At 75.3% G+C, this 16,542-nt stretch carries 12 protein-coding genes; 3 read left to right on the plus strand and 9 right to left on the minus strand.

What is annotated here, in order from left to right; all coding sequences use genetic code 11:
* Positions 1–314: 314 nt before the first annotated feature.
* Positions 315–3,170: an ABC transporter ATP-binding protein gene (locus tag CNX65_RS18235; RefSeq protein ID WP_096494650.1), complete on the minus strand. Its 2,856-nt coding sequence runs from the start codon at positions 3,168–3,170 to the stop codon at positions 315–317.
* A 69-nt stretch (positions 3,171–3,239) separates the two neighbouring features.
* A complete protein-coding gene (locus tag CNX65_RS18240) occupies positions 3,240–3,593 on the minus strand; it encodes a DUF5132 domain-containing protein (protein ID WP_096494652.1) in 354 nt (117 codons plus the stop codon).
* A 638-nt stretch (positions 3,594–4,231) separates the two neighbouring features.
* Between CNX65_RS18240 and CNX65_RS18245 the strand changes: the two genes are divergently transcribed.
* Positions 4,232–4,759: an SSI family serine proteinase inhibitor gene (locus tag CNX65_RS18245; RefSeq protein ID WP_096494654.1), complete on the plus strand. Its 528-nt coding sequence runs from the start codon at positions 4,232–4,234 to the stop codon at positions 4,757–4,759.
* An 81-nt stretch (positions 4,760–4,840) separates the two neighbouring features.
* Here the strand turns inward: CNX65_RS18245 and CNX65_RS18250 are convergent, their stop codons facing one another.
* Positions 4,841–6,028, minus strand: a complete 1,188-nt coding sequence (locus tag CNX65_RS18250) for a PP2C family protein-serine/threonine phosphatase (protein ID WP_096494656.1) — start codon at positions 6,026–6,028, stop codon at positions 4,841–4,843.
* 161 nt (positions 6,029–6,189) lie between these two features.
* Here CNX65_RS18250 and CNX65_RS18255 point away from each other — a divergent pair, with 161 nt between their 5' ends.
* Positions 6,190–6,669, plus strand: a complete 480-nt coding sequence (locus CNX65_RS18255) for an ATP-binding protein (RefSeq protein WP_157767712.1) — start codon at positions 6,190–6,192, stop codon at positions 6,667–6,669.
* A gap of 6 nt (positions 6,670–6,675) precedes the next feature.
* Here the strand turns inward: CNX65_RS18255 and CNX65_RS18260 are convergent, their stop codons facing one another.
* Positions 6,676–7,596, minus strand: a complete 921-nt coding sequence (locus CNX65_RS18260; protein ID WP_096494660.1) for an NAD-dependent epimerase/dehydratase family protein — start codon at positions 7,594–7,596, stop codon at positions 6,676–6,678.
* Between the two features lie 99 nt (positions 7,597–7,695).
* Between CNX65_RS18260 and CNX65_RS18265 the strand changes: the two genes are divergently transcribed.
* Complete coding sequence (locus CNX65_RS18265; protein WP_096494662.1) at positions 7,696–8,382, plus strand: TetR/AcrR family transcriptional regulator; 687 nt, start codon at positions 7,696–7,698, stop codon at positions 8,380–8,382.
* A gap of 38 nt (positions 8,383–8,420) precedes the next feature.
* Here the strand turns inward: CNX65_RS18265 and CNX65_RS18270 are convergent, their stop codons facing one another.
* From CNX65_RS18270 to CNX65_RS18290, 5 genes are all read right to left on the minus strand, one after another.
* The gene (locus CNX65_RS18270; RefSeq protein ID WP_198320500.1) at positions 8,421–10,025 is read right to left on the minus strand and encodes an FAD-dependent oxidoreductase; all 1,605 of its coding nucleotides are present in this window, start codon (positions 10,023–10,025) and stop codon (positions 8,421–8,423) included.
* 103 nt (positions 10,026–10,128) lie between these two features.
* Positions 10,129–11,544: an aldehyde dehydrogenase family protein gene (locus CNX65_RS18275; protein WP_096494666.1), complete on the minus strand. Its 1,416-nt coding sequence runs from the start codon at positions 11,542–11,544 to the stop codon at positions 10,129–10,131.
* Positions 11,541–13,766 (minus strand): M20/M25/M40 family metallo-hydrolase, encoded by a 2,226-nt coding sequence (locus CNX65_RS18280; RefSeq protein WP_096494668.1) that lies wholly within the window; start codon positions 13,764–13,766, stop codon positions 11,541–11,543. The genes CNX65_RS18275 and CNX65_RS18280 overlap by 4 nt, the downstream gene beginning before the upstream one ends.
* A gap of 1 nt (position 13,767) precedes the next feature.
* The gene (locus CNX65_RS18285; RefSeq protein ID WP_096494670.1) at positions 13,768–14,319 is read right to left on the minus strand and encodes an NAD(P)H-dependent oxidoreductase; all 552 of its coding nucleotides are present in this window, start codon (positions 14,317–14,319) and stop codon (positions 13,768–13,770) included.
* On the minus strand, positions 14,300–16,381 hold the full coding sequence (locus CNX65_RS18290; protein WP_177154615.1) for an AfsR/SARP family transcriptional regulator: 2,082 nt from the start codon (positions 16,379–16,381) through the stop codon (positions 14,300–14,302). The genes CNX65_RS18285 and CNX65_RS18290 overlap by 20 nt, the downstream gene beginning before the upstream one ends.
* Positions 16,382–16,542: the final 161 nt, after the last annotated feature.

Genomic DNA, 16,542 nt, shown 5'->3' on the forward strand with positions numbered 1-16,542 from the left:
GGTCGGCCTCGGGGACCGTCGCCACCGGGCTCACGGGATGCGCGCCGGGCTGGTGCGCGACGACCTGCGAGCGCCGGTCAGGCGGACGGGGACGGGGGTGGTGGTCGGGCCCGGCGGCGGGGTGGGACCAGCCGTGGACCGGGGACAGCGGTGAGCCGGGGACAGTGGTGGACCGGGGACAGCGGTGAGTGGGGACAGCGGTGTACCGGAGTGGCGGTGGGTCGGGGACAGCTGTGGATCAGGGGCGGCTGTGGATCAGGGGCTGCGGTGGACCGGGACCCCGCTCAGAGCCAGTCGGGGCTGGATAGGACTGGTCAGGGCTTGGCACCCGCCTGGAGCTGCCACAGGGAGGCGTACAGGCCCGATCTGGCGAGCAGCTCGTCGTGGGTGCCCTGCTCGGCGACGACTCCGCCCTTGTCCAGGACGTGGATGCGGTGGGCGTTGCGGATGGTGGACAACCGGTGGGCGATCACGATGGTGGTGCGGCCCTCGGAGAACCGGGCCAGCGCGCGCTGGATCGCGGCCTCGGTCTTGTTGTCCACGGCCGAGGTCGCCTCGTCCAGGACCACCACCGGCGGGTTCCGCAGCACCGTTCTGGCCAGCACGATCCGCTGCCGCTGCCCTCCGGACAGCGCGGCGCCGTGCTCGCCGATCAGCGTGTCGTAGCCCAGCGGGAGCGCCTCGACGAACTCGTGCGCCTCCGCGGTGCGGGCGGCGGCCCTGACCTGCTCGTCGGTGGCGGAGAACGTGCCGTAGCGGATGTTGTCCGCGATCGTGCCGTCGAACAGGTGGGCGTCCTGGGCGACGAACCCGACGGCCGCGCGCAGGTCGGGCAGGTGCAGGCCGCGCACGTCGTGGCCGTCGAGCAGGACCTCGCCGGAGTCGGCTTCCTGGAAGCGCGTCAGCAGCTTCGCGATCGTGGTCTTGCCCGAGCCGGTCGCGCCGACGATGCCGGTGACCTGGCCGGGTTCCGCGCGCAGCGACAGCTCCCGCAGCACGCGCGGGCGACCGGGGTAGGCGTAGCAGACCCGGTTGAGCACGATCTCGCCCCTGACCTCGTCGCGGGCGAGCCTGCGGCCACCGGTGGGCTCGGTGGGCAGGGACAGCAGGTGCTGGACGCGGTCGAACGCGGACAGGGTGCGCTGGTACTGGTCGACGGTGGCGCCGAGGCCGGACAGCCGCAGGATCACCTGCTGGGGAAGGCCGATGAGCGGGCTGAACACCTCGAACGGGACCGCCCCGCTGAGCACCTGGCGACCGCCGACGAGCAGGGTGCCGGTCATGGAGGCGGTGGTGAGGGCGCGGACGCCCTCGCTGTGCCGGATGCCGTGCCGGTTGGTGCGCCGCTCGGCCTCGGCGCACTCGCGGCCGAGCCGCTGGACCTCGCGCTTCTCGTGGTCCTCCGCGCAGGAGGACTTGACGGTGGCGGCGGCCTCCAGGTTCGTGGTGAGCCTGCTGCGCAACCGGGCGCGGTGCTCGCCCGAGTCGGCGTGGTCGGCGGCGGAGCGGTCGCGGTGGCGCAGGGACAGCGCGGCGACGAGCGGCATGGGCAGGAACGCGACCCAGGCGACGGTGGGCGCGAGCAGCAGGAACGCCGGGATGAGCACGAGGACGCTGGTGGTGAGCTGCAACGCGCTGGTGGCCGGACCAGCGAAGAACGCGCCGAGCTGGTCGACGTCGTCGGCGAGCACGCCCGCGACGCGGGTGGGGCGCTCCCGCTGGATGTGCCGCATCTCCAGGCGCTGCGCGTGGTCGTGCAGGCGGGTGCGCCACTCGTCCCGGACGGCCTGCCCGAGCGCGCGCCACCGCAGGCCGGACAGGTAGGACAGGCCCGCGACGACCCCGCAGGCCGCGGCGGCGGCGCCCGCGAGCACCCACAGCTGGGTGCTCGCGCCCACCACGCCGAGGGTGGTCAGCAGGGCGAACTCGCCCTTGATCAGGATCAGGGCGACCCAGCCGAGGAGCACGCCGAGCGACAGCTCCGCGAACTGGCAGAGCACCGACAGCGCGGCGGCCTTGGCCAGCGCGACCCGGTGCGACCGGATGATCCGGGCGAGCGGGTGGGCGGCGAGGCGCTCGCCCAGGGCGGTGCGGCGCAGCGGCACGAGCACGGCCCGGACCGCCCGGCCCAGCGCGGCGGTGACCACCCCGGTGACCATCCCGGTGGCCGCGACGACGAGCGCGACCGGTCGGCGCAGCGCGGCGCCCACGGCGAACCCGAGCCCGGTGGACCGGTCCAGCGCGGTGTCCCCGCTCCCCCGCCCGGCGCCACCCACGGCGGCGCCGCTCGTGGCCGCACGACGGGCGGCAGCCCCACGCGCTGCGGTGCCACGCGCTGCGGTGCCACTCCCCCGTGCGGCGAACCGGTCCAGCCAGGTGGCGCCACCCCGCGCGGTGGACCGCTCCAGCAAGGCGCGGTCACCCGACGCGGCGCCCGCGCCCGATCCGGCGCCGGTGGTCCCGCCCACAGCGGCACGTCCGATGCTCCTGCCCAGCGCGGCCACGGCGGCGAGCACGACCACGGCGGTCGACCGGCCGCTGTCGACCGCACCGGCCGCGGGGGAAGCCGATGCGCCGCGATCCGGCTGATCACCGACCGGCACGGCCTGATCACCACTGGCACGGCCACCACCTGCGCCCGCACCCCCGGCCCGGCCGCCTTCGACACGGCCGGCAGCAACACCTGCCCGGCCGGCACCGGCACCGGCACGGCCTCGTCCCGTTCCGCCGCGGCCCGTCGGGCCTGCGCCCGGTCGAGCGCCGCCTGCCGGGTCAGCGTTCGCCAGGCCACCGTTCATCGGGTCGGCGTTCGCCGAGTCGCCGCCCGTCGGGTCAGCGTTCGCCGGGTCAGCGTTCGCCGCGACCGCCTTGGCGATGCGGTCGGCCACCACGCGCGCGGCGATGGCGACGGCGACCTGCAGGGCTCGGGCGACCTCGGCGAGGTCGAGCGGGCGGTCGTGCAGCACCAGGACGCGGCCGGTGGTGGGGTTGGCGCGTGCGGTGGTGACGCCGGGCAGGCGGAGCAGCGCGGTCTCGACGGCGTGGGCGGTCACGGGGCGCCTGAGCACCTGCGGGACGTCCCAGCGCTGGCGGCCGGGGACGGCCGAGCGCACCCTCGGGCCTGGGGCGGCGACGGGGGTGTTCGGGGCGGCGGCGAGCAGAGAGGTCATGGCGGGGCTGATCTCCAGCGGTTCCCGGACGGGAGGGGTCCGGTGGTCTCGGGGTGTGGGGCGGCCGGGTCAGCGGGCCTTGGCGGGGGTCGCGCCCGTGGTGGCCGCGCCCGCGGTGGCCTGGGGCGCGGTGGCCTGGGGCGCGGCGGGAGTGGCGGCCGGGCGCGCCTTGGCGGCGTCGGCGGAGGCCGTGCCCTGGGCGGGCACGTCCACGTCGATGATCTGCGCGGCGGTCATCTCGGCCGACACCTCGGCCGCGATGTCCTGGAGCTCCTCGCCGATGACCTGCGCGGCGCGGCGGGCCTCGATGGCGACGCCGATGGAGGTCTTCAGGACGCCGCGCACGAGCGGCTTCACGACTCGCTTGGCCACCGGGACCGCCAGCAGGCCGACCAGGAAGGGGGACAGGAAGGGAGCGGGCATCGGTATCCGGGTTCCTCTCGTCTCGCGTCGGTGACGGACGGTGGCCGGGATCATCGGAAAACCTGAATAATATTTTCCGAAGGGTCTCGACGCGCCGCCCCGACCGCTCTCCCGCGGTCAGGCCGATCACTTGCACACGAAGGCTATCGGAGCGATTCAGAAGCACTCGGAAGCGAAGCCGGGATGCACACCGCATTGTGGACCAAAAGCGGAAGAACCTCCCCGAAGGGGTCACAAGACAGGTCAGAGCGTCACTCCATCGACGGAGAGGCGGTTACGGACACCACAGGTTTGTCCCCTGAATATCACCTGCTCGTGACGACGCAACCACCTGCGCGCCAGAAGCTGGAGATCCTAAAAATGCGGACTACCGCCCCTCTTGGGACAAGCCGGGGACTGGCGCCGGGGAACGGCGGAGCATCGCCCGCGCACCCCACATATCGGTGACTCACCGAACTCGATACATCGGCGCTTTGTATTTATCTTGCCCGCAGGAAGCCCCGAACGGGCGGTTTGTTCCGCAAAAAACGCAGGAGTCGTGTGCGCGCTGTCAGGATCAGCGCGCTTCCCCTCGTCGGCAGGGCCCTCGGGCGCCCTCCCCACCGGCACCCCCTCCACAGGTAGGAAAGGGCACGTCGATGCGCATCAAGAACTCGGTGGCCGTGCTGGTCGGCCTGATCGCCTGCGCCACGGTCCTCGCACCCCAGGCGAGCGCGAGCGGCACGGCGGTGAGCGGAACGGTCGTGGTCAAGGGGACCGCGGCGAAGGGCGCAGGGACGCAGGGCACAGGGACGCAGGGAGCAGCGGCGAAGGGCACAGCGGCGAGCGGCACGGGCGTCAAGGCCGGCGCGCCCGCCGGGGCGACCCGCTACACCCTGAGCCTGTCCGGGGCGCAGTCGACCTGGTACCGCGCGGTCCGGCTGTCCTGCCCCGCCGACCCCTCCGGCCACCTGCACCCCAAGGGCGACCAGGCGTGCTCCGACCTGGCCGCGGTCCAGGGCAACATCGCGAACATGCGGCGCGACACGCAGCGGTGCGCGCCCGGCGGCGGCTCGATCACGGCGACGATGAGCGGCACCTACGACGGCCGCTCCGTGCAGTGGAACAAGACCTACCGCGACCAGTGCGAGATGTTCACGGCGACCCGCGCGGTCTTCCGGTTCTGAGCGCGGACCGGCGGCGTCGACGCGATCGGCGCCGCCGGGCGCCCCGCGCAGGACCGGTCCTCCCGCACCGCCGCCCCCCTGTCACGGCCGGTGCCGGTAGACCAGCAGGGCGGTGTCGTCGGGCGGGACGGCGGGTGGCAGCTCGCGCAGCAGCAGATCGGCCAGCTCCTCCACGTCCGCCTCCGCCGAAGAGACGAGCATCTCCCCCGCGCGGGTGATGCCCTCGTCCAGGTCCCGGTCCCGCCGCTCGACGAGCCCGTCGGTGTACAGCAGCAGCGTCGCCCCCGGCGGGATCAGCGCGCTCGCCGGGGTCCGGACCGCGCCGGGCACCGCGGCCAGCGGCGGCCCGAGCCCGTCGGCCAGCTCCCGGTACCCGCCGTCGTGCGCGCACAGCGCGGGCAGGTGCCCGGCCGAGGCGTAGTCCACGTGCCCGGTGCCGGTGTGCACCACCAGGCACAGCACCGTCGTGCACAGCGCTCCGGGCAGCCGCTCGGCGAAGGTGTCCAGCGCGGTCAGCACGGCGGCGGGCCCGTTGTCCTGGAGCAGCAGCACCCGCGCCGCGCTGCGCAGCTGACCCATGACCGCGGCGGCGGCCAGGTCCTTGCCGACGACGTCGCCCACGAGCAGCGCGCACCGGTCGCCGGGCAGCGCGACGACGTCGTGGAAGTCCCCGCCCACCTGGAGCACCGGGCCGAGTCCGACGCCGCCGGGGTGCCCCGGCCCGGTGAACGCGGGCTCGCCCTGCGGGACGGCGGGCCGGTAGCGGGCGGCGACCTGGGCGGGCAGCCCGTCCGTCGGCCCCAGGATGGCGTGCTGCAGGGTGATCGCGACCTCGGCGAGCCGCCGCTGCTCCCGCTCGCGGGTGGCCTGCTCGGCGGCGCGCGGGCTGACGTCGGCGGCCAGCACCCCGACGTAGCGGGTCCCGTCCGCGCCGTCCGGGTGGGCGACCGGGTAGGCGGTGATCTCGATGTCGAGGTCGCCTGCGGGCAGGTGCCGGGTGCGGCGGGTGGTCTCGCCGGTGCGCCAGACCTGCTCGCACATGAGGGTCCACTCGCGGGCCTCGGCCTCGGACATCAGCTCGCGGTGCGTGCGCCCCTCCCCCGCGCCGAGGCCGGCGCGCACGGCGGACGCGGTGTTGAACCGCACCAGCCGGAACTCGGCGGGCGCGTCCGGGTCGGAGCTGGTGCGCTCGGCCAGCCCGAAGCCGTAGGGCAGCTGCTCCAGGGCGGCCCGGTCGAGCGCGCCGTCCTGGGCGGGAGGGGTGGTCATGGGCGTGGCACCACCCGACGGGGATTCACCCACCGGACGGTACCCGCCGGGAACGCGAACACCGCGCAGGCGACTGCGCCACACGCCGCACCCGCGTCACCGCCAGGGGTGAGCCCGGCGGCGCGTGGTGTGACCGAACGCGATCGCGGGAACACGGCGCCGTGACCTACTCGCACTTCTCGATCCGGAAACCCACCGCCGTCCCCACCCCTCGGGACGGCAGGAGACGGCCCCACCTCGAGCCGGGGCGCACCACCGGCCGGGTGGAGGTCGACGCGTCGCTGCGCTGCGAGAACCTGGGCGCGGTGCGGGCGCGCGTCACCGAGCTGCTGGCCGGGCACGACCGGGACTTCGTGGACGACGTGCGGCTGGTGGCGAACGAGCTGGCGGCGAACGCCTGCGACCACGCGGAGCCGCCCCGCACGCTGGTCCTGCGCCGCGAGGTCCACGACGAGCGCGGCGCGGAGCTGGTGGTGGAGGTGAGCGACGCGAGCCCGGAGCGGTCGCCGCTGCCGGGGACGTCGACGCTGGGCGAGTTCCGGGGCAACGGCATCCGGATGGTGCAGGCCCTGTGCGCGGACTGGGGCGTGCGGCGCGGCCCCGACGTGAAGGTCGTCTGGGCCCGGATGCCGTTCCCGTGAGCCGGATCACCCCAGCGCGGTCCGGCGGCAGACCTCGTCCCAGGGCGTCGGCTCGATGCCGAAGTGCTCGCGCGCGGCGGTGTCGTCCAGCAGGTAGGGGCGGGTCCACTGGTAGCCGACCTCGGCCATCTCGCGCATGATCGGCGAGACCAGGCCCACCGCGCGCAGCGCCGCGATCGGCAGCCCGCGCACCGTGACCGGCGGCTTCCCGGCCGCGCGGAGCACGTCGGAGAGCACCCGCTCCTGGGACAGCGGCGGGTTGGACGGCACGTGCCAGGCGCGCCCGTGGGCGGTGGGGTCGGCCGCGGCGGCGACGAGGGTGCGGGCGACGTCGAGCACGTCGGTGAACGCGTGCGGCAGGTCGGTGCGCCCGATCATCAGGACGGGCTTGCCGCGCAGGGCGTCGGGCAGGACGCGGGTGACGTGCCCGTTGGTCCCCACGCCGGGCCCCAGGTAGTCCGAGCCCCTGACCTGCACGACGCGCGCGCGTCCGGCCCGGTGCGCGGCGAGGGCGTCGGCCCAGATCCGGGCGCGCAGGACGCCCTTGTGGTCGGTGGCGGCCTCGGGGAGGTCCTCGCGCATGGGCACGTCGACCGGGCCGTAGGCGTAGAGCCCGTCCGTGATGGCGTAGACGGCCCCGGTGCGCTGGGCTGCGGTGAGCAGGGACGCGGCGAGGGGCGGCCAGACGCGCTCCCACTGGGTGTAGTCGGCGGGGTTGGCGCAGTTGTAGAGCACCGAGGCGTGCTCGGCGGCGCGGGTGAGCGCGTCGACGTCGGAGGCGTCGAGGGCGAGGTGGTCGACGCCCTCGGGGCCGGTGGCGCGGCCGGAGCGGCTGGCGAGGGTGACCCGCTCGCCCGCGTCGGCGAGCAGGGCGGCGACGTGGCGGCCGACGGGGCCCGCGCCGATGACGAGGTGGTGCTGCGACATGGTGGTTCGCCTTCCGGGTTGCTGGGTGCACCGGAAAACTAACAACCTCTAACCAACTTTGGCAGTGTTAGATTTTTCTACTGCTGCTAACCTGCGCGCATGTCGTTGCGCGAACGCAGGCGGGCCACCGCCACCCGCGAGATTCTCGACGCGGCCAAGGCCCGGATGGCCGAGCACGGGCCCGCGGGGCTGGCGCTGCGGGCGGTGGCCCGCGACCTGGACATGACCGTGCAGGCGCTCTACCACTACTTCCCCAGCCGGGACGACCTGCTGACCGCGCTGATCGCGGAGGCGTACGAGGACCTGGCGGCGGCCGTGCGGACCGCGCTGGACGCCGGGCCGCCGGAGCCGTTCCCGGCCGTGGCGGAGGCGTTCCGGAGGTGGGCGATCGAGCACCGGGCCCAGTTCCAGCTGCTCTACGGCACCCCCCTGCCGCACTACCGCGCCCCGCACGAGGGCCCGACCACCGAGGCGGCCAGGAAGGTCACGGCGGTCTTCCGCGCCGCCCTGTTCGACGGCTGCACGGAGGAGGGGCTGGCCCGCGCGGACGCGCCCGCGCTGAGCGAGGAGCTGCACGCCCGCTTCGCGGAGCTGCCCCCGGAGGCCAGGGGCGAGCTGCCCCCGCCCGCCGCCGTGCTGTTCCTGGGCGCGTGGGCCCAGCTGCACGGCCTGGTGGTGCTGGAGGCGTTCGGCCACTTCGACTTCCTCGGCCCGCTGCGGGCCGAGGCGTTCGAGGGGGCGGTGCGGTCGCTGCTGGCCGACGTGCGGCGGCGGGTGCCGGGCTGACCGGGGGCGCGGGCCCGGGCGCCGCGCCCCCGGTCGGGTCAGGCGGCCGGGTGGACGGACAGGGCGTGGCGGAACAGGCCGCGCGGGTCGTAGTGCTTCTTGACCTGCTGCAGGCGGGCGTAGTTGGCGCCGTAGTAGAGGCTGTGCCACGGGGTGCCCGAGGTGTTCCAGGCCGGGTCCGCGAGGTCGACGTCCGGGTAGTTGATGTAGGCGCCCGCGTTGACGGCGTCCGGCACGGGCACGCCGCCGGAGGCGGCGTAGACGTCGCGGTAGAGGTTGCGGACCCAGGCGATGTTGGCGGCGTCCTCCGCCTCGGAGGACCAGGTGCCCGCCGTGAAGTAGACGCGCATGGTCGAGTCCCGGTGCACGGCGGCGGTGGCGCCGGGCGCGGTGGCGTTGATCTGCCCGCCGAGCGCGGAGATGTTCACCTGCGCCCCGGCGTTGGCGTACGAGTCGTCGGTGAGGTAGCTGTGGATGGTGGCGATCTGGGCGTCGGTGTAGCTCCTGCGCAGGTCGGAGGTCTTGTTCTTCTGCCGTCCCGCGGGCTCCTGGTACCAGTTGCCCCGGTCCAGCCAGGGCAGCGAGTACTGGTGGTCGGCGCTGGTGGCCACGCCGACGTTCGCGGTGACCTCGGCGAGGAAGTCGGCCAGCAGGGCCTCGCCGTTGGCGGCGTCAGCGCTGACGCCCGCCATCAGGCCGATGGTGCCCGCCGACTGGTGCGGGGTGAAGTACGAGGCCCACACCTGCGTCTTCGGGCTCCCCGGCGCGCTGTTGTGCTCGAACCAGCGGCAGAAGTTGCGGGTCAGGGTGGTGAACGCGCCGGGGGACACGTCCTCCCAGGACCACTCCAGCATCCGCACGCGCTGGTCGTAGGCGCGGGGCAGCAGGCGGCTGGGGTCCGTCGAGGCGACGCCGGGGGTGCGGAACCAGTACTTGGTGACGATGCCGAAGTTGCCCCCGCCACCGCCGGTGTGCGCCCACCAGAGTTCGCGGTGGGGGTCGTTCCGGTCGCGGGTGGCGACGGTGACGTGGGCCTGCCCCGAGGCGTCGACGGTGACGACCTCGACGGCCTGGAGGTGGTCGACCGCTAAGCCGTGCATCCGGGAGTAGAAGTTGTACCCGCCGCCCAGGATGTGCCCGCCGAGCCCGACCTCGGCGCAGCCCGCCGACGGGATCATCACGCCCCACCCCTTGAACAGGGTGCCCTGGGTGGGGGCGACGATGGCCCCCGGTTCGACCGCGAAGGCCGTGCGCGCCGGGTCGAAGTAGACCTCGTTGAGCTGGGAGAGGTCGATCAGGTGCTTGACCTCGGAGGAGGTGGTGAAGTCCTCCATGCAGTGCCCGCCGGAGCGCGCGGCGACCCGGTGCCCCCTGGCGGCGGCCTCGGCGAGCGCGTCGGCGACCTGGCCCGCCGAGCCCGCGACGGTGACGCGGGCCGGGCTGCCGGTGAAGCGGGTGTTGTGCTGGACGAGGAAGCTGGCGTACCGCGGGTCACCGGGTTCGACGGTGACGGGGCCGAAGGTCGGCGGGGTTCCGGTCCGGGCAGGGGCGGGCGCGGCGGCGAGGGCGGAGGGGGCTGCGGCGAGCCCCGCGCCCGCGAGCGCGACGCGGGTGAGCAGGCGGCGTCGATCGATCAGAGGCACTGGCGGAACTCCTAACGGTCCACGGTGGAACGGCATTGGGCGCGCGCGGTCGGACGGCGTCGCGGGAGGGGCGGGCCGAGCGGTCGAGCCGGGGGCGCGCGGGTCAGCGGTCGTCGAAGCGGTGCATGACGTGCTTGAGGCTGGTGTAGTCATCGACGGCGTAGCGGGAGAGGTCCCTGCCGTGGCCGGAGGCGCCGGGACCGCCGTGGGGCATCTCGGCGGCGAACCGCATGTGCGCGTTCACCCAGACGCACCCGGCGCGCAGCCGGGGCACGAGGCGGTGCGCGCGGGCGTGGTCGGCCGTCCACACGCTCGCGGTCAACGCCTGGCGCACGCCGTTGGCCAGCAGGACCGCCTTGTCCTCGGTGCCGAAGGTCTGCACGGTGACCACGGGGGCGAACAGCTCCCGCTGGACGACCTCGTCGCTCTGGCGGGCGCCGAGCAGGACCGTCGGCGCGAAGAAGAAGCCGGGGCCGGGAAGCGGCGCCCCGCCCGCGACGACCTCGATCCGCGACGGGAGCCGGTCGAGGACGTCCGCGGTGCGCGACAGGTGCGCGCGGGTGATCAGCGGGCCGCTGAACGCCTCGGGGTCGGAGGGCGGTCCCGGCCGGGTGGCGCGCGCGGCGGCGACGAGCGCGGTGGTGAGCGCAGGGGCGATGGACTCGTGGGCCAGCACGCGGGTGACGGCCGTGCAGTCCTGGCCCGCGTTGAAGAACGCGGCCTCGGCCAGCTGCCCGGCCACGGCGGTCGGGTCGACGTCGGGGAACACCAGCGCGGGGGCCTTGCCACCCAGCTCCAGGTGGGTGCGCACGCCGCAGGAGGCCGCGGTGGCCGCCACCCGCGCCCCGGTCGCGGTGGTGCCGGTCAGCGCGATCACGTCGACCCCGGCGATCAGCCGCTGCCCGGCGGCCGCTCCCCCGCACACGACCGACAGGACGTCCGGGCCCAGGGTTCCGACGGCGTGGGCGGCGAGCATGGCCGCGGTGCGGGGTGTGGCCTCGGCGGGCTTGAGGACCGCGGTGTTGCCCGCGGCCAGGGACGGCGCGGCGTGCCAGACGGCCATGAGCAGCGGGTAGTTGGACGGGAGCAGGTGGCCGGTGACGCCAACGGGTTCGCGGCGCACGTAGGAGGTGTGCCCGGCCAGGTACTCGGCCGCGCCCGCGCCGTCGTGCAGCCGGGCGAGACCGGCGAAGAAGCGCAGGTGGTCCACCGCCGCGAGGACCTCCTCCTCCCTGGTGGGGAGCAGCGGTTTCCCGGTGAGGGCGCTCTCGGCCAGGACGTAGTCCTCGGCTGAGGCCTCCAGGGCGTCGGCCAGGCGGAGCAGGGCGCGCTGGCGGTGGGCCGGGGTGGCGGCGGCCCAGGCCGGGGCCGAGGCGCGCGCGGCGTGCACGGCCTGGTCGACCTCGTCGGCGGTGGAGTCCGGGGCGCTTCCGACCACGGCCCCGGTGCACGGGTCGACCAGGTCGGTGCGGGCCTCGGCGCCGAACAGGCGCGGGTGGGTGTTCTCGACGTCGATCACGGCAGGTCCTCGCTGGTGCGCACGCACGTGGCGTCGCTGGCGGTGGGCGCGCCGATGGCTGGTGGCCCCTGGCGCCCCTGGTCCGGGTCGAGCTCCGGCGGTGTCCCGCTGGTGCGGTCGAGCACGACGACCCGCCCCCGACCCGGCGCGAGGGTGAGGGTGAGCTCCACCCCCTCGGGCGGGGCGGAGCGCACCCACAGCTCCCAGGGGCCGGGGTCGTCGGAGTCGGGGACGTCGCTGCGGGCGCCGTCGAGGCTGTGGTCGAGCACCCGCGCGCCGGTGACGAAGAACGCCAGTTCGTGGGCGCCCCGCGCGGAACGGGCGGTGATGGTGATCCGGTCCCCGTCCCGCCTGGTGTCGACCACCGGGGCGGGCAGGGGCAGGTCGGGCGCAGGGGCTCGGCGGAACGGCCAGGTCCAGCCCGGGAACAGGTCGTCCGCGCCGTCCGCCTCGGCGTAGCCGGGGCCGTCCGGCGGCCGGTCCCCGCGGCCCGCCGTGGCGCTGAGCCAGGTGGCCGTGGCGGTGTCGGCGTCGCGCACGTACAGGTGGTCGGGGCGGTGCTCCTGGGCGGGCTCGGGGGCCGCCGCCACCCCGGTCGCGGTGACCGCGACCAGCGCGGCGGCGGCGATCGCGATCGTGACGCGCGGCCGTGGCGCAGGCCAGGCTTGCGGGAGCAGGGGCAGTGCGAGGGCGAGCAGCGCGGTGGCCGCGGCGGCGAGGCCGAACCCGAGCGCGTCGGGCAGCAGGAGCACCAGGGGCAGCACGGTGACGGCGACGGGCGTGGCCACGAGCGCGGCGGCGAGGACCTCGGTGAGCGCGGTGCGCCGCGCGCGCAGCAGCAGCGCCGAGGCCGCGCCCCCGAGCGCCGTCCAGGTGAACGGGTAGCTCGCGCCGGGGAAGGCGAGGGCGGTGGCGACGGCCAGCGCCGTCCAGAGGACGAGGGCGCCGAGGGCGTGGTGGCGCGGGGCGACCAGGGGGCGGGCGAGCGCGGACAGCGCGGCGCCGAGCAGCGCGGTGAGGACCAGGAGCACGCCGAACGCGGTGGTGTGGTCGGTGAGGTCGCCGTAGAGGGCGAACTCGTCGTGCCCGGCGGTGAAGAGCGGAGTGGCGGCGAGGGTGAGCGCGACGGCCAGCACCGGGTGGAGCAGGGCGAGCAGCGCGCCGCGCGCGGTGTCGCGCCACCCGGCCCCGGCGAGTGCGAGCGCCGTGCCCAGCACGGCCAGCACGGCCAGCGGCACGACCAGGGTGGTGTCGTGGTGGACGACGCGCCCGAACGCGGTGAAGTGCGCCGAGTCACCGACGGGCGGGGTGCGGAGGTCAGCCGAGACCAGGGCGCGAGCCAGGGCGAGCACGGTCTCGCCCTGGTGCTGGACGGTGTCCGGGTCGACGGAGTCCGCCGTGTCGTTCGCCCCGTGGTAGCGGGTCAGCTCGCGCAGGTAGGTGAGGTTGAGGCCGGAGTGGCCGTGCTCGCGCAGCACGGTGAAGTCGGTGAGGTTGGGCATGAACCGGTAGGCCTCGGTGACCACCGAGCCCGCCTGGGGGTGGGGCGCGTGCTCGGCCAGCAGGCCGATGAGCCAGCCGGAGTCCGGGCCCGTCTCGAAGGGGATGGTGGGGCCGCCTCCGCCCCTGGCCTCCACGTTCACCACGACGGCGTCCGGCGGCAGCGCGTCGGGGTCGGCGACCAGGGCCTTGGCGCCGAGGAGCCCGGCTTCCTCGGCGTCGGTGAAGACCAGGAGCAGGTCGTTGCGGTGGGCGGGGCCCTCGGCGAGCGCGCGGGCGGTTTCGAGCAGGACGGCGACCGGGACGCCCGCGTCGTTGGCTCCGGGCCCGGCCGGGGTGGAGTCGTAGTGGGTGACCAGGGCGACGGGGCGGGTGCTGTCGGTGCCGGGAACGCGGGCGACGACGTTGTGCACGCGGGCGCCCGCGTAGCGCGCGTCGCCCCCGGTGTCGGAGACGCCGAACGTGGTGGCGACCGATCCGGTGTGGACGGTGGCCGGGATTCCCAGCTCCGCGAGCCGGTCGAGCAGGTAGGCGCGGGCCTCGGCGTGCGCGGCCGAACCCGTGGGGCGCGGGGCCTTCGCGATCGCGGCGACGTGGGGCGTCGCCCTGGCGGCGGAGAACTGCCGCGCGGGCGCGTCCGGCCCGAGCGCCGGGGTGGGCGACGGTGAGCCCACCAGCAGTCCGATCACGACGATGAGCAGCGCGGTCAGTGCGGCGGGCATCTCAGACCTCGGCGGGCAGCGGGACCAGGGCGGCGGAGAGGGTGTCCGCGGCGACCGCGAGGCCTGCCAGGACGCCCGCGCCCGGCGCGCCGTCCAGGGGCAGGTCGCGGTCGTGGACGAAGTGGCCGCGCACGACGTGGCGGGCGGCCATGGCCTGGAGCACCGGGCGCAGGGCGTAGTCGAGGGCGAGCAGGTGGGCGGGGCTTCCGCCGACCCCGACCGGCAGCACGGCCTTGTCGCGCAGGCCGTGCCGGGGCAGCACGTCGAGGAAGACCTTGAGCAGGCCCGCGTAGGCGGCCCGGTAGATCGGGGTGACGAACACGATCCCGGCCGCGCCCTCGGCGTCGGCGAGGGCGGCGCGCAGGTCGCGGTGCCCGGTGTCGGCCAGCAGCAGGGCGGTGGCGGGCAGGTCGCGGACGCGGGTGTGCGCGGTGGGGTGGCCGCGGTGGGCCAGCAGCGCGCGGAGGTGGTCGCCGAGCCAGTCGGGGCGGGAGCGGGGGTGTGGGCTGGCGGACACGACGAGGACGCCGCCCTCAGGCCGTTTGGACGTCATGGACGCCCCTCCCCTCGAAGCGGGTCCCCCAGGCAGCCAGCTCGGGGCGGCGGGGGCGGGTGACGCCGGTGCTGGTGAGCAGGGCGAGGGTGGTGTGCTCCTGGTGGAGCCAGGTGGTGGCCTGGTCGTCGAGCTCGCGCAGCACGGAGCAGCCGGTGCGCTCGACGACGGCGGGGATGGCGGCGGGCTGGGCGCGCCCGCCCGCGATGTCGGTGGCGCGGGCGGACAGCCAGGACGCGACCTCGCCGAGGCGGTCGAGGGCGGTGGCCAGAGTGGCGGTGTCGATCTCGGTGCGGCAGCGCTGGCGGGCGTGGATGCGCACCAGCGGGTGCAGCCGGTAGCGGGAGCCGCCGAGCACGTCCCCCTCCGCGACGTCGAGCAGGTGGTGGTCGACGAGGGTGTCGAGCAGGCACTGGGTCTCGTCCTCGGAGCGGTCGACCAGCGCGGCGGCGGCCCACACGGGGATGGTGGGCAGGTCGCTGGCGCCCAGCAGCAGCCAGACGGCGCGCGCGGGACCGGGCAGGGCGTCGGCCGCGGTGCCCAGTCGGGCGCCCAGGTCGAGGGTGCCGTAGGAGAGCTCGGCGACGCGGCGGCTGTCGTCGGTGAGCCGATCCGCGAAGCGGTCGATGCGGTGGGTGGGCCGGGCGTGCAGGCGGGCGCCCGCGGCCCGCACCGCCAGGGGCAGGTTCCCGCACAGCTCGACCAGGCGGCGGGCGCCCGCGGGTTCGCGGGCGACGCGGTGCTCGCCCACGACGTGGGCGAGCAGGGCGGTGGCCTCGTCGGTGCGCAGCCCGTCGAGCCGGTGCACGTCGACCCCCGGCAGGTCGAGCATGGTCGTGCGGCTGGTGCACAGCACCGCGCCGGTGTCGGCGGGGCGCAGGGGCTCCACGTGCGCGCTGCCCGCCGCGTCGTCGAGCACGACGAGGAGGCGCCTGCCCGCCGTGGCGCTGCGGAACAGGGCTGCGCGGGTCGCGACGTCGGAGGGGATGTGCTCGTCGGACACCCCGAGCGCGCGCAGGAACCCGGCGAGCACGTCGTGGGGGGTGGCGGGCCTTCCGGTGCTGCCGCCCAGGTCGGCGTGCAGCTGCCCGTCGGGGAAGCGGTCGCGGACCCGGTGGGCGGCGTGCACGGCCAGTGCGGTCTTGCCGACGCCGGGCCGTCCGACGACGGCGACGACCCCGCCCCGGCCGGAGCGGCACAGGTGGTCGGCGAGGCAGGTCAGCTCGTGGTCGCGGCCGGTGAAGTCGGCGGTGTCGGCGGGCAGCTGCGCGGGCGCCTTGGCGGTGGGCCTGGGGCGGACGGCGCCGCCGGGGTGGGTGAGCGGTTCACCGGCGATGATGCGCCGTTGCAGCTCCTGCAGGCGGGGGCCGGGTTCGAGGCCGAGAGAGGCCACCATGGTGGCGCGGCCCGCGCGGTAGACCGCGAGGGCGTCGGCGCGGCGGTGCGAGAGGTACAGGGCGGTCATGAGCTGGGCGCGCAGGTGCTCGCGCAGCGGGTACTCGGCGACCAGCACGCGCAGTTCGCTGACCAGTTCGGCGTGGCAGCCGGTGGCCAGCTCGACGTCCAGGCGCTCCTCCAGCACCGAGAGCCTGCGCTCCTCCCAGTGCGCGGCCATGGTCTGCACGGTGGGGCTGGCGAGCTCGGCCATCAGCGGGCCGTGGAACAGCGCGAGCGCGGACCGGTACTCGGCGATCGCGGCGGAGACCTCGCCGCGGCGGTGCAGCTCGCGCGCCGTGCGCACCCCGTCCTCGAACAGGTGGGCGTCGAGCACACCGCCGTCCATGCGCAGCTGGTAGCCGCCGGAGACGGTCTCGATGAGCTCAGCCGGGGCGCCCGCCTGCTCGAACGCGGTGCGCAACCGCCACACGCAGGTCTGGATCTGCTTGTCGGCGGTGGCGGGCGGGGTGGCGCCCCACACCGCGTCGACGAGCCTGCCGACGGGGACGAGCTTGTCGATGTTGATCAGCAGCAGCGCCAGCACGGTGAGCTGGCGGCTGCGACCGACGCGGACGGGGAGCCCGTCTACGGTGACCGAAACCGGACCGAGGATCTGGAAGAACAATCCTTTCTGCCGATTTACCGCGCGCATCGCTTCCCCGCTCATGTGCGCCCCCTCGCAGAAAAATAAAAATGGAGAAAAAGGAAACCCCCCAGGCGGTCACACCTACCCGCGAACCCGAGTTCCCCAGATTCCGCCGCCCGACGAATTCAACCACGGAGCCG

The sequence above is a fragment of the Actinosynnema pretiosum genome (genome assembly GCF_002354875.1).
Taxonomy (GTDB): Bacteria; Actinomycetota; Actinomycetes; order Mycobacteriales; family Pseudonocardiaceae; genus Actinosynnema; species Actinosynnema auranticum.